The organism is Waltera acetigignens, assembly GCF_025567015.1.
Taxonomy (GTDB): Bacteria; Bacillota; Clostridia; order Lachnospirales; family Lachnospiraceae; genus Acetatifactor; species Acetatifactor acetigignens.
This window is the reverse complement of the sequence record NZ_JAOQJO010000019.1, coordinates 43738-57328: the sequence shown is the minus strand read 5'-3', so window position 1 is coordinate 57328 and position 13591 is coordinate 43738. Positions and strand designations below refer to the sequence as shown.

General features: G+C 44.9%; 15 protein-coding genes. 5 read left to right on the top strand and 10 right to left on the bottom strand.

What is annotated here, in order from left to right; translation table 11 throughout:
• Positions 1-491: 491 nt before the first annotated feature.
• From OCV96_RS16070 to OCV96_RS16035, 8 genes are all read right to left on the bottom strand, one after another.
• On the bottom strand, positions 492-2600 hold the full coding sequence (locus OCV96_RS16070) for a zinc-ribbon domain-containing protein (protein ID WP_262594928.1): 2109 nt from the start codon (positions 2598-2600) through the stop codon (positions 492-494).
• Positions 2601-3043: 443 nt separating this feature from the next.
• Positions 3044-3196 carry a hypothetical protein gene (locus OCV96_RS16065; protein ID WP_262594927.1) on the bottom strand — a complete coding sequence of 51 codons (153 nt, stop codon included), beginning with the start codon at positions 3194-3196 and terminating at the stop codon, positions 3044-3046.
• 407 nt (positions 3197-3603) lie between these two features.
• Positions 3604-4251, bottom strand: coding sequence for an HAD family hydrolase (locus tag OCV96_RS16060; RefSeq protein ID WP_262594926.1), 648 nt, complete (start codon positions 4249-4251; stop codon positions 3604-3606).
• Between the two features lie 23 nt (positions 4252-4274).
• On the bottom strand, positions 4275-6227 hold the full coding sequence (locus OCV96_RS16055) for a recombinase family protein (protein WP_262594925.1): 1953 nt from the start codon (positions 6225-6227) through the stop codon (positions 4275-4277).
• Positions 6214-6459 carry a helix-turn-helix domain-containing protein gene (locus tag OCV96_RS16050; RefSeq protein ID WP_055040422.1) on the bottom strand — a complete coding sequence of 82 codons (246 nt, stop codon included), beginning with the start codon at positions 6457-6459 and terminating at the stop codon, positions 6214-6216. Before OCV96_RS16050 ends, OCV96_RS16055 begins: the two co-directional genes overlap by 14 nt.
• Positions 6460-6547: 88 nt before the next feature.
• On the bottom strand, positions 6548-6745 hold the full coding sequence (locus OCV96_RS16045) for a hypothetical protein (RefSeq protein WP_055040423.1): 198 nt from the start codon (positions 6743-6745) through the stop codon (positions 6548-6550).
• Positions 6729-7715: a MobV family relaxase gene (mobV, locus tag OCV96_RS16040; RefSeq protein WP_215659262.1), complete on the bottom strand. Its 987-nt coding sequence runs from the start codon at positions 7713-7715 to the stop codon at positions 6729-6731. Before mobV ends, OCV96_RS16045 begins: the two co-directional genes overlap by 17 nt.
• Positions 7716-7717: 2 nt before the next feature.
• Positions 7718-7936, bottom strand: coding sequence for a hypothetical protein (locus tag OCV96_RS16035; protein ID WP_015534241.1), 219 nt, complete (start codon positions 7934-7936; stop codon positions 7718-7720).
• 118 nt (positions 7937-8054) lie between these two features.
• Here OCV96_RS16035 and OCV96_RS16030 point away from each other — a divergent pair, with 118 nt between their 5' ends.
• Positions 8055-8420, top strand: coding sequence for a hypothetical protein (locus OCV96_RS16030; protein WP_055040424.1), 366 nt, complete (start codon positions 8055-8057; stop codon positions 8418-8420).
• A 109-nt stretch (positions 8421-8529) separates the two neighbouring features.
• On the opposite strand, the gene OCV96_RS16025 is transcribed toward OCV96_RS16030, so the two are convergent.
• Both OCV96_RS16025 and OCV96_RS16020 read right to left on the bottom strand, forming a co-directional pair.
• Complete coding sequence (locus OCV96_RS16025; protein WP_215659260.1) at positions 8530-9903, bottom strand: DNA primase family protein; 1374 nt, start codon at positions 9901-9903, stop codon at positions 8530-8532.
• Positions 9878-10498: a CHC2 zinc finger domain-containing protein gene (locus tag OCV96_RS16020; RefSeq protein ID WP_015537325.1), complete on the bottom strand. Its 621-nt coding sequence runs from the start codon at positions 10496-10498 to the stop codon at positions 9878-9880. Before OCV96_RS16020 ends, OCV96_RS16025 begins: the two co-directional genes overlap by 26 nt.
• A gap of 233 nt (positions 10499-10731) precedes the next feature.
• Between OCV96_RS16020 and OCV96_RS16015 the strand changes: the two genes are divergently transcribed.
• From OCV96_RS16015 to OCV96_RS16000, 4 genes are all read left to right on the top strand, one after another.
• A complete protein-coding gene (locus OCV96_RS16015; protein WP_015534243.1) occupies positions 10732-11571 on the top strand; it encodes a helix-turn-helix domain-containing protein in 840 nt (279 codons plus the stop codon).
• Complete coding sequence (locus OCV96_RS16010) at positions 11552-12214, top strand: sigma-70 family RNA polymerase sigma factor (protein ID WP_117466788.1); 663 nt, start codon at positions 11552-11554, stop codon at positions 12212-12214. The genes OCV96_RS16015 and OCV96_RS16010 overlap by 20 nt, the downstream gene beginning before the upstream one ends.
• 562 nt (positions 12215-12776) lie before the next feature.
• Positions 12777-13136 carry a PadR family transcriptional regulator gene (locus OCV96_RS16005; RefSeq protein WP_015534245.1) on the top strand — a complete coding sequence of 120 codons (360 nt, stop codon included), beginning with the start codon at positions 12777-12779 and terminating at the stop codon, positions 13134-13136.
• Positions 13133-13591, top strand: coding sequence for a DUF1700 domain-containing protein (locus tag OCV96_RS16000; RefSeq protein WP_215659256.1), 459 nt, complete (start codon positions 13133-13135; stop codon positions 13589-13591). Before OCV96_RS16005 ends, OCV96_RS16000 begins: the two co-directional genes overlap by 4 nt.

Here is a 13591-nt window from a genome sequence, read left to right as displayed (position 1 = left end):
AGTTCTTTGTAATAAAATAGTAGCCTTTTACAAATCTCAATATTAATCGCCCTATCAATTCCATGGTAATAATATCATACTCGGATTTGCAAAACAATTATACCGTCGTTAGTCTGTCGTTAGTTCTTCGTTAGTCTACCGTTAGTCTGTCGTTAACCTTTCAAGCATAAGCTCCATTTGAAATATAGAAGTACTCATTAGTACGCCGAATAATAAATAACCGACACAATAACTGTTTGCTCTCTCAGTATCAGAAGCTTCACCAAGTTTACAAGTCCAATGGTAGATTACAGGTCCTTAATCTACTTCTTCAAAATACTGATAGATTCGAGTTTCTAATTCTTTCTTTGGATTCACTCTGTGTAAAATCAAAGTTTTCAGTTGTGCTGTTTACTCTTTTTGTACTTTGATTTTTCCTATGTGGGTATGATAAAAGATTCTTAAAACGTCTTTTTTCTGATATATACATTTCAATATCAGACTTTATTATTCTAACTTTCACTGTCACCTTTTTTACAAAATGGACATCCTTGATTTTTGTTTGTCCGATTAGAAATAATAGCTTGCCACTCATGACCATTTTTACATTTCCACCATACTTTTTTATTGCTTTTAATTTTTAAATTACATGGCTTCAATTCCCCATTTTTTTCATCATTCCATTCTGCGGCTATATCTGGTCTTAATGTTGCTAAATCATTTTTCCCTCTGATAACACAAATACCTGAACAATAAGGACATTTGCTTCCTTTTGTTCTTGATACGATTGATGCTCGCCATCTGTGATTCATATTACATATCCACCATATTTTTTCCCCACTTCCTGGTGTAAACATAAAGGGAGTCAATAATCCATTCTTTTCAGTATCCCATTCTAAAACTAAATGAGGATATAATGTACCCACTGATTTATTTTTCAATTCAGTCCGATAATTCTCCAAAATATGTATTCTATCTCTAACAACATCTATATCATCTGGAATATCAATATAATTATTCAGCTCAGAAAATAATTTTTTATAGGTTTCATTATTATAGTTACTATCCGTACGTATTAACACATCACAAGAACCTTCTTTTAGTACACCATTCTTTTCTTTTACACGTATCAGAAAAATGCCTTGCTTTATACATTCTTCATACTTTTTCACTTCCCTATTTAAAGCCTTTTCACTTGAATGCCATACACTACCATCATATTCTATTCCCACCTGTTTTGACGGAATAAATATGTCCAGCTCTCTTTTTCCTCCCAATTGTTGTGTACATCGATTCAGTGCATCTGGATATATTTTTTTAATGTAATAAAATATAGCTTGTTCTGGAAATGATGTTCTAATTCCAGAATTGCATATTGGACACCCATCACCCCTGCTTCTGTTGCTTATTAAAGCTTGCCATTCATGTCCTTTTTCACATTTCCACCACACTTTTATCCCTGCTTTTGATGTTACATCTTCTGGCATCTTTCCTTGATTTTTTTCATAATTCCATTCTTTAGCCAAATAAGGATATACATGTGCTAAATCATTAAATCCTACCATCAGTCTCTTTCCTGAGCAATAAGGACACCCATCACCTCTGCTTCTATCAGCTATTTTAGCTTGCCATTCATGTCCTCTTTCACATTTCCACCACACTAATGCTCCACTATGCATTTTGAAATCACTTGGCTTTTTTCCATCATTCTTTTTATAATTCCACTCCGATAATAATTTAGATTCAATAGATACTAAATCATTTTCACCTTGAATTGTTTTTCTGCCTGCACAATATGGACAGCCTGACTTTCCACTTGTTCTAGCACTTATTTCAGCTTGCCATTCATGTCCTTTTTCACATTTCCACCATATTTTGTTATTGCTTCCTTTTTTTACCATATAAGGGTATATTGGACTATTTTTCTCATAATCCCATTCTTTAATCAAATCAGGATTTGTTGTTTGCAAATCATTTGTATCAACTATAGGTAGTCGACCTGAACAATACGGACATTGAACATATTTTTTACCTGTTCTACTTGCTATAACTGCTTTCCAGGAATGACCTTCTTTACATCTCCACCACACTTTACTTCCGCTTCTAACAGTATACATATCAGGGGTTTTATTTTCATTTTTTTCATAATCCCATTCTTTTGCTATATTGGGTCTTAGCGTATTAATATCATTAAATCCTGCCAATACTTTCTTACCGGAACAATAAGGACAGCCCTGTCCCTTTTTCCTATGATTTGGAGTTGCTTCCCAAGAATGACCTTCTTTACACTTCCACCATATTTTCATCCCACTTCCTACCTTGATTTCATATGGTTTTATAATATTTTTTTGATAATCCCATTCCTTTATTAATTCAGGATTTGTTGTCTGTAAATCATTTACTCCTACAATCGGAAGTAATCCCGCACAATAAGGGCAACCAGATTTTTTTTGCCTACTATTCATAGTCGAAGCCCATTCATGTCCATATTTACACTTCCACCATACTTTATTTTTTGACCAAATTGATATATCCGAAGGCATAATATTATTCTTTTCATAATCCCACTCGTTTAATAACTCAGGCATTGTTTTCATCCAATCAATAGATTTTCTTGCCATTAATCTGTACCACCCTTTATTTTATTACTATTATCTATCAATTTTTTATACTTAAAAAGAGTAATCGAAATTTCCCGATTACTCTATAATCTTTTTACAATAATAATATCACTTTCTTATCCCTTCAAATCTTCCCACTATTATGCATGCAATTCCATTTTACCACACCCACCTACATTTTACTATCTGCATAAGAGCAAGAAAAAAAGCCGATCAGGAATCTCAACTCCCAATCGACATCTTTTCTTACTCCTCTTCATTTTTACATTCAATCTCTGTTCCATCCAGAAACACTACCAACAATGTTCCATCTCCGTCAAAGACTTCGCCCCATCAGTATATTCTATGAACTTCTCTGCCCGATAACCTTTCAACAGGTTCGCGCTTTGTAACTGTTCCGTCCACTGCTCCATGAAATCCTCTCGGTTCTCCACCAATGCATTTCAAGCCATCAGATAAGCCTTTATCAATGTTTCTTCCTCTACATGGTGGTTGGTGCATCCTATAACTCCCTTAACCTTGTACCACTCACTGCACTGCCATACCTTACGGTCAACTCCTGTACTGCTTACTGCTCCGCCAGCCTTTCCGTACAAATACTTTATTACAGTCTCCGCAAATTATCTTGGATGCAAATAAATTTCTTTCCAACCGGTAGGAACAGGAGTTTGTCCCATGCATTCAAGGGAAATGAATACGTAAAAAGGAAAATAACTGCTTGACAGATGTATTGATAGTGTACTTTGTCTGCACATTGTATAGCCTTGACGGGAATTCATCCTGTAACGCCCAAATAAAATGAAGGTGCACATCTCTCCGTATAGAAGTGCCCCCTTAGTTCCCGATGGATTATAATTATAGCTTGTTCACTGCGTTTCAACTCTTATATATATAACATTTCTATTTTTCATAGGATTATCAACTCCTGTATCTATAAATTAGACCTTTTCCTTAATTTTTTGTATTCTTTTTATCATTGTTAGTTATATCCATAAATAGGATTTTATACTATTTCTAGCAAATCACTTATACTATCAATTATCCAATCTGCTCCTGCCTCTAAAAGACTCTTTTTATCTGAAACACCATAGGTTACTCCACATGTATACACGCCTGCATTTTTACCCATAATTATATCAAATGGCATATCTCCAACAACAAGAGTATTCTCCAAACTACATGATAAATCAATTAATGTTTTCTTAACCGGTTCTGCATTTGGCTTAAGCAAAGTAGTGTCTTCAGCTGCTAATATATACGAAAAAAATTTAGCAATATTCATACTTTCAAGAAATTCAACTAATGAATTGTGTCCCCTTGAAGTAGCAATTGTACACACTATACCTTTTTTCTTCAGTTCATTTAGGGTTTCAACCATATTAGGAAATAAGACAGGTGGCACTACTTTCTTTGTTTCATCAAAGATTTCACGATATTTTTTCATACATAAGTCAATCATATCCTCTGATAATTCCGGACACAACTTTTGAAAGCCTATTTTAGCAGACATTCCAATTGTACTTGCACATGTCTGTTCATCTGCTACATCTACTCCCATCTGACGCAATGTTTCCTGCTTTGCAGCTATAATCGTATTTTTAGTATCCATTATTGTTCCATCAAAGTCGAATATTATTAGTTTTATATTCATTATGCATCCTTTCTCTATATCTACTAAATCATCTTAAAATGCTCCATCGCATCCACAATAGCCTCTTCCTTCTCATTTGGACACTTAGGCTGTCTGGCGTCATCTAACTTAGGCTTATTATAATTCTCACGCTCTATAATTCCATACTTAGCCTTAACCTGCGCAATATAAAGGTTAGATACTTTCATCCCCTCATTATGCTCTGCCACATATGACTTGATTTCCTCATAGGTTGCTTTACTCTCAGCAGAGGTAATATCTAACTCATCCATATCCAGTCTCACATTCACATGATGCTTCGCTTCATGAAGTTTGGACAATAAACATACCGTCTCGACCATTGTTTCATTTTCCAAGGGCAATTCTGTCACTTCTGTTCCATTCACCGGGACAGGGAAGTTGAAGATAATCTTCCTAATCCAGTTGCCATCCGGCTGCTTTTCCGGAAATAACTCAATCCGCTCAATAAACGCCCGCATGAACTCCTTCCGCTCCACTTCGGAGGCTGCTTCATAGACCTGATCGAATGCCAGCAACAGGCGGTAGATATTATCACCCGAAATTTTCTCCTGCCGGATGCTCCGTATCTGGCTTTGCACATCGTCAATCTGGACTTCAATCTCATCTATTCTACCATATTGCTCGTCATAGCGACGCTGCAAATCAGAAATTTTCCGGTCATAATACGGGTCATTCACATCCAAACCGTCCATCTGCCGTTCCAGGCGGGCTTTTGTGCCTAACGTCTGCCGAAGCTGCGCTTGCAACGCTTCCAGCTGTTTCTCTAAGTCGTTCGTATCGACAGCGGAGCCAATTTTCGCCTTGATTGCATCCGCAAACCGTGGGTCGCTGACCATAGCGGAGATAATTGACGCTACCATGCGGTTCATCTCTGTCTGTTCAATGTTCAGCCGGAAAGTGCACTCGTGGCCTGTTGGCGTTACCGTATTCTTGCAGTAATAGTAATAGCGGGTCTTTTTGTCCTTGCTGTGGGCTTTTGCAATATTCCCATATAGGCTTTTACCACAGCAGGGGCATTTCAGAATGCCGGACAGAATATGCGCATGGGTAGGATCGTTGACCTTCTCGCGCCGATAAGCATTGACTTTCCGTTTCTCCTGCGCGAGATTCCAATCTTCTTCAGAAATGATAGCCTCGTGCTTTCCCTCGTACACGGGAAACTCCGACTGTTCAACCACGTGCATCTCATTCCGGGTACCAATCTTCTTCTCTGTCCGGCGTCTGCCATAGGCAATTTTCCCCATATATACCGGATTGTCAATGATACTTTTCACAAAGCTGGCGGAAAAACCGGGAATGGTGCCGTTCTGCCGCAGCTTCTTCACAAAGCCCTGCCGGTTCAGATATTTCGCCACACCGCTGACGCCATCGTTGGTGTGAATATAGCGGTCAAAGATGGTGCGGATCACGTCCACTTCATCCTCAGCAATCAACAGTTCGCCTTTTTCAAGACGGTATCCATAAGGGGCAAAGCCGCCGTTCCATTTTCCTTCACGGGCTTTCTGCTCCCGTCCGGCCATCGTCTGTGTCCGAATATTTTCACGCTCTATCTCTGCCACCGCAGAAAGGACAGAAATCATCAGCTTGCCGGAATCTTTGGAACTGTCAATGCCGTCTTCCACACAAATCAGATTGACACCGAAATCCTGCATCAGCTGCAAGGAATTCAGAACGTCAGCGGCATTCCTGCCAAACCGGGACAGCTTGAACACCAGCACATATTCCACACCGTCTTTGCCGTCCTGAATGTCTTGCAGCATCCGCTGAAATTCGTGCCTGCCCTGAATATTCTTGCCGGAAAAGCCTTCATCAGAATATTCACCAGCCACTACCATATCTTCGTATTCAGCGTATTTCCGCAGTTTGTCTCGCTGAGCATCCAGACTGTATCCGTCCACCTGCATGGAAGTAGATACCCGTGTGTAGAGATAGCATTTTGTTTTAGTTTTTTTCATGCAGGCCGCCCCTTTCTTCCATCTCTGAACATTCATCCGTAACTTTCTTCTTCGCCAGACCTTCATTCTGAATGTAGTACTCCAACAAACGGAGCACATATTCCGGCGCATGGCGGTTATCCAGTTCCCATTCTGTCACAGTCCGATAGGGAATCTGAAAATATTTACAAAATTCCTTGCGATTCATGCCAGTGCTTTCCCGCAATTCTTTTATTTTGGTTTTGCAGTCCATTTCATTTACCCCATAAAGCAAAAATACACGTTGCGTATTTATTATAGCATACGCCAAACAAATACGCAACGTGTAAATTTAATTTATATCAAGCGGCTTTGTCAAATTCCTGATACACAGGAACGGGTTGCTTTCCTGATACCGCAGACTGTGTACGGCCATCCTTCTCAGTCTCCTGCATCTGCCCCAACAGCTGTGGCCCGTACTTCTGCAACAGCCGCGCCATCACATCAACACAGCGGTCAAATGCCGCATTATATTTCGGATCATCATAAACTTTGCTCAATAGGCCGCTCCTTTCCTCTATGGCTGCTCTGCGCATAGATGTTCAAAACTTCTGCCGGTATCTGTTCCAAAATCGCCACGGCACTGTCATAGTCGCGCCGCAGCTTGAGGTCTTCGATCTGCTTTAGGGTGCTGACCTTCTGCGCCGATGCAAGAGATTCTTCCAGCTCGGCATTTTTCGTTTTCAGCTTTTTGTTTTCGGATGCTGTTTTCGTAAAAGCCACGCCATATTTCCGCAGCAGCGTGTCCATCTTCTCCACGCTGGGAATATAGCTATCCAGAATCTTGCAGATTTCCTCCGCCCGGCTTTTGGCGTTAAAGGGATTGATTCCAGTGAGCAGATCCTCCAGTTTGCTTTTCTGTTTGGTCAGTCTGGTCATCTCCTTAAATACGCGGGGCGGGATATGGTCGCGCCCGGTCAGGCTGGCGCTCTCGCCACGCTCCAAATCTGGAAACTTCTTGACCATGTGTTTCCAAAACTCATCCTGCCACCAGGTCAGCTTCTTTTTATTGCCCATGATGTCTTTGGCGCTGAGCCTGCCATCCTCCGTCAAAGGGACAAAACAAAGGTGCATATGGGGCGTTTTCTCGTCCATATGCACCACGGCGGATATAATTGTCTCTTTGGACTGATGCTGTTCCAGAAAGTGCAGAGCTTCCTCGAAAAATACCCGAATTTCCGCCCGTTTCTTTCCCTTAAAGAACTCCGGGCTGGCTGTGAACAGCGTCTCGATCATACGGATACTGTCTTTCCGGGTACGGCATCCGGCAGCGGCAATTTGCCTCTCTGACTCGGCCCGGTACTTGCCGGGCGGTTTGACCAGATGGAAGTTGTACTTGCTTCGGCTGGTATCCACATCGGGATTACTGGCGTACTTTTCCTTTGTGCGCTCGTTATGGGCCTCGATATTGCCGATTTCAGGCCCCTTATATTTGGCAAATCGCATAATCCCGTATTGTGCTTTTTCCATACTCAATCCCTCCGTTTCTGCCAGACAATGTCATATCCCAGCACGTCAGCCAACTCCACGGCCTCCCGATACCGCAGCGATTCCCGCTGCAATTTTCCGGAAAGATTGGATACGCTGTCGCTCCACCCATACTCATCGTGCAGCTGGTCAACGACTTCCTGCATGGTGTAACCGGCGCGGATGATCTGCGCCTTGATTTCGTTTCGGATACTTGACTTCATAAAATATATTCCTCCATTTTCGCAAGTGAAGCCCTTTGTCACTTGATAGATAAAACATGATTTTCGGTTGCGTCATAAAAAGAACCGGCTACGCTGGGGAGCGCACCGGCTTTGGTCAATGGTGAAATTTGTGCAAATGCTGTTTTGCGATAGAAATGATTCCCTGCGTATCGTTGGTCAACGGCGGAATATTCGACTTCACAGAAATGCGGGACTTTTCACTGTTCGGGCTGTATTGTCACAAAATGCTGCAATCTGTACGTCGTTCCGTGAGCCGCCATCCGGCGAACTGTATACGGATAAAAGAGAAACATTTCGCTGTTTTGAGATTGCTCTAAAATATGCCTGCAAAATTACCGCTTTTACTGACCGCTTCAGGTGTGGTCAAAATGACCACACCTATTTCACAGCACAAAAGCGCGAAGAATTTCACGGTTCTGGTGGTGGACAAAATATCCATAACCACTTTTACACATCAAAATAGGTGTACCCAAAATGGGCACGACCACTTTATCCAAATGAAGCGCCTCTACAATATATGAGGTAACAGGGTCAATCGCTGCGTACATACGTACCGGCGACCAGATCGGAAATCAATCCCGCCAGTCTTCCGGTACGTACGTACACTGTGAAGCGTCCGTAAACTCGTTTATATGCGGCCTTGCCACTGCCTCGATCCCCATAAAGCCCCATACCCGGCGTCCTGCCGAATTGGTAATCGTGTTGCAGTGTTCCAGATTGTACTTACCGCAGGCTGCCACCAGCGCATCGCTGAAGCTGCGGCGTTTGAGTGCAGTCAGGCTATTTTCCTCGCACCACATCCGGTAAATGTCGTAGCAATCCTTTGAACTGATGGACGCATCCGCTTTCAGCCGGATATAGCCCTCGGATTCCAGAAAATCAAACACGTTATTGTTGTCCCGCTTGACGGCCTCCCGGTTCTCTCTGGTGCGCTGGCTCTCGGTGAACTTGAAGTTGTTCGCTACCAACCGCTGCAATCCCGCAAAAGCCCACAGCAGAATGCCCTCCACCTCGGCCTTCATCTTCTCTGCCAGGTCGGGATCATCCACACGGTCGGCAGGTTTCTCTTTGGCGGTCAGCACCAACTGCCGCCGATAAAAGCCATCACTGCGGTCAAAGAGAGCCTGCAAGTCGCCATTGCTGAATGCCAGCAGCCGGGCGCACATCCATCCCTGATAGCTCTGCTTGCCTTTACGCTCCAAATCCATTTTACCCTGTGCGGTGACGATGGATTTGACATAGTTGGTCTGCCGCAGGGCCTCCATCCGCATATCATCATCGACACACAGCAGAATGTGTTCCAGATCAGCGCGAGCAAAACGGTTCTCGGAAATTTTGCCGATGCTGCCGTCCTTCATGTTGCTGCCGAACAGGGCGGACAGCACCGCGCCGATCTGGCTCTTACCCTCGCCGCCATTGCCCTTAATGACCATCATGCGCTGTCCCTTGTTGCTGGGGATCAGGCAGTAGCCGATATATTCCTGCAAAGTGGGAATGTCCTCCGGGTAAAGAAGCCCATCCAGAAAAGCCAGCCAGCGGGTCGGCGTGGGCGCATCGGGATTATAGGCCACCGGCAGGCGGCAACGCACGATGTCCGGTTTTCCCTCCGTAAAGGAGCCATCCAGAAACAACGTGCCGTTTGCCAGATGAATGCGGTCAGCCTCCGGCGGGAAATCCTCTACCAGCGCCGCCAGCTTCATCAGTTCCACGATATTGCTGATTTTGCGGGGGATATTGCTGACCGCGCAGCATTTCAGTTCCTCAAAAATTTCTCCACGCAGTGGCAGCTCATCGGTCACGCGGCCATCAGGCGTGAAAAAAGCCCCGTTTGTGTAGATGATTTTGTGTCTGCCGAGAAAATCATCACAAAACAGGGCTTCATTGATACTCTTGCCGTCAAACCAGATGGGCTGGTTGGCCTCACGCGATTGCTCGTTCTTCGCCACGGTGCTGCACCTCCTTTTCCAGACGTCTGAGCCGCTGCTCCAGCGCGGTGATAGTGCCGTCCTTCAGCAGCATATCCACCGCTTTCACACGCTGCTTCAGTTCCGCAAACATGAGAACGTCCAACAAATCATTTACATACTCGATCATATGACAGGCTTCCACAAAGCGGTCATCCAGTTCATCCTCCGGCGATTGCGGGGCATATTCGACCTTCCAGCGTTCCAGCAGATGCAGATAATCGCAGAGCACCCGCTGGCAGTGTATCTCATCGTTGCGGAAAGCCCGCGCCAGCGGATAGGGCTTTTTCAAAGCCATCGCTGCCGGGGGCTTGTCCGGGTCGATGCCAAAGTCATAGGCCAGCTTCTTTGCGGCCTCGTAGCTGCTCAGGCCGAACAGCCGCGCCACAAAATCTATCACATCCCCGGTAGCCCCGCAGCCAAAGCAATAGAAATAATCCCTGTTCAGCTTCATGCTGGGATGCCGGTCATCGTGGAAGGGGCAGCAGATCATATCGCCCCGGTTGACCTTACAGCCGTAGTATTCGGCGGCCTGCTTCACGGTGACAGCGGATTTTACAGTTTCAAATAAATTCATAGGCTTTGTCCTCCATTATTTATTGACGGTATCTGCCCGTCTGCCTGAATATACGGGGAAAAAGCCTATAAACCGAAAAATCCGCTAAAAGTGCAAGAAATGAAAAAACGCCGCCCTGAAATCTTGCAAAAATGCAAGACCTCAGAGCGGCGAAGCCAGCGGAAAGCATTTGCCCGCGCTGGTTTTATCAGGTATAATGGATAAAGAGAGTTTTCAGAAGAGAGGTGCGTCACATGGAGGGAGCCTATCTGCCCGGCAATATCCGGCAGCGGATGCAGGAGCTTATGAAGGAACATAAAATTACCCAGGCACAGCTGGCGACCCGCATCGGCAGCACCGAGAGCGCCATCAGCCGGTTTGTCAGCGGTAAGACTGATAAGATCAGCACAGAACATTTGCTCCGCATTGCGAAAGTGTTTGAAGTCTCCACAGATTTCCTGCTGGGGGAAGTCAACACGCCCGACCGGACAAATTTTGATATTGAAGAACTGGGCCTGTCGGTGCAGGCGGCGCGGAATCTGTACACCGGAAAAGCCAATGCAGAGATCGTCAACCGCCTTTTGGAAAGCCCTCGCTTTGCAGAAGTCACCTATATGATTGAGCAATATTTTGACGATACGCTGGCCGCCGGTTTCGCCGGACAGAACCAGATGCTTACTACTCTCAGCGCCATGCTGCGCCGAAACAATAAAACAGACGCTGCGGTGCAGGCGGCCAGAACTGTCAACCGGCAGAAAGTTCCCGTATATCAGGCAGACCTGACGATGATACAGAACACATTTATGGCGGCGCTGCGGGAAGTGAAGAAAGAGATCGGCAACGATTTCACAGCAGCGCAGTCCTTGACCAAGGGCATCACTCAGCAGATGTTTACCGAACTCACCAAAGGGGCGGATGTTCATACTCCGACCATCACGCCCGAAATGATTTCCGCCGCCGTCACCCAGAGCGCAGCGGGGATGGACGGTGTGCAAAAGGAAGCATTAGACAAGTTCGGTCAGGCGCTGACGGAATTTCTCCAATCCACCTTAGACCACGCGCAGGAGAAGCAAAATGCCGACCCGGAGCAATGAGCAGCTGTGCAGACTGGCACAGAAAGGGGATACGGCTGCCCGTGACATTCTGCTGGAAAAGAATCTGGGATTCATCCGAAAAATTGCGCTGGAGCAATACCGAAACATGGGGCTGGATGAAAATGATATTGGAATTGATTTGGATGATTTGATGCAGGAGGGAAGTATCGGCCTGCTGAACGCGATCCCTTTGTTTGATGCCGGACGGGGCATGAAATTTCTGACCTATGCAGCACCGGCGCTCCGCAACGCCATGACGGACTGCATCCGCGCCGCCCTCGGTTTATTTGAGCAACGGATGGTGGATAAGAAAGACGGCCCCGGCTTCCAGAGAGTATATCTGGATGACGTTCTCTCAGAGGATGAACGGATGCTGCGGATCGAAGCCATAGCCGACCCTCACACCCAAACGCCGGAGCAAATCTATATCCAAAAAGAGCAGCTGATAGAATTGTATGCGGCGCTGGACAAGCTGACAGCCAGAGAGCAGACCTATCTGCTGTACCGCTATGGCTTTACCGATGGAATCGAGCACCCGCTGATCGGCGCGGCGCTCCATTTCCATCTCAGCGAGAGCTGGACAAAGAAGGTGGAGGGCGAGGCGATGGACAGCCTGCGCGGAAAGCTGCCGTGGTGGTTCTGATACGATGGGAAGCAGCGGCTGACGGGGGCTTTGATATACCTTTGTTCCGCAAATGACACGGCTGACAGACAGTGCTTGCCCGCACCGCCTGCCAGCCTTTTTCTGTCGCTTATGCTGCCCCGCAAGGGGCAACCTTTCCCGCCAGAACGCCGCAACTGTGGCCACACTTTTCAGGGTGTGCTACAATTCCGGCTGCCATCTGCTCCACAAAGGTATAACACACTAGACTTTCCTACGGAAAATCGTGTGCCACGAAACCGCCGGTTTCTTTGGATTCTTCCGGTCAAAGGGGAACACTATCCCCTCTGAACACCCCAGACAAAGGAGAACGCTGTTCCCTTTTGGAATCCCCTTGCCAATAGGGATGCTACCGCCCTATTGAATGATTTAGATAAAAAACAAAATAAAGCATAGTTCGCCAGCACACCGCTATTCTGTCATTACCTTACACAGACATCTTGTAACTTTTTCGTTAAGCCTATTGACTCTGATACTTCGGAAGAGATATAATATAGTTGCTACTTAGTGAACCTAAATAGCAAAGCTAAAGAGAGGCGACGATATGAATAACAAATATGTCCAGCAATTCAAAAAAGGCTCTCTGGAAATGATACTTTTATGCCTAATCGGACGCAAGGAAACTTATGGATATGAAATTATAACTGAATTGAACAATAGTGCGTCTGTTTTGGGATATGCGAAAGAGGGAACCATTTACCCCATTTTGTATCGTTTGCAGGAAGCAGAACTAATCAAATGCCGATTGGCTCCGGCTGCGGCAAATGGCGGCTCAAAAAAGTATTATTCTTTAACGGATAAAGGCAGGAATGTACTTGATGAACTAATCTTATTTTGGTCAAGCTATGAAAACTGCGTAAACGGCTTTATAGAAAGTTATCAACAAGCGAGGGTATCCAAATGAAAGAACAATATATCAAACAGGTTGAAAAGGAACTATCTTTACCACGCAAAATGAAAAAAGAGGTTGTACGTGACTTGAATGAAGTTTTTGCGTCTGCTATGGAGCATGGAGAAACAGAGCAGCAGATTATCCAGCGTTTGGGGACGCCAAAAGAATTTGCAGACAGCACCGCAGAACAGTTTGGCATTGATAACACCAAATCGAAAAAAAGGAACGGTATCATTTCTACTCTTGCTGCGCTTGTTATCGCGGCTGCTGCCTTTTCGGTATATGCTGTTACACAATCAGAAAAAGTACCAGAAGGAGCAATCGGACAAGCCGACGCGACAACAAATATACAGATTGAGGGCGCGTTTGCCTTTGATATTTCGCAAATCCTTTTGGCTATTGGGTTTGCAGCAACAGCTATTGCTCTTTTGTTAATTATCCGAACCATACACAAAAACAGGAGGTAA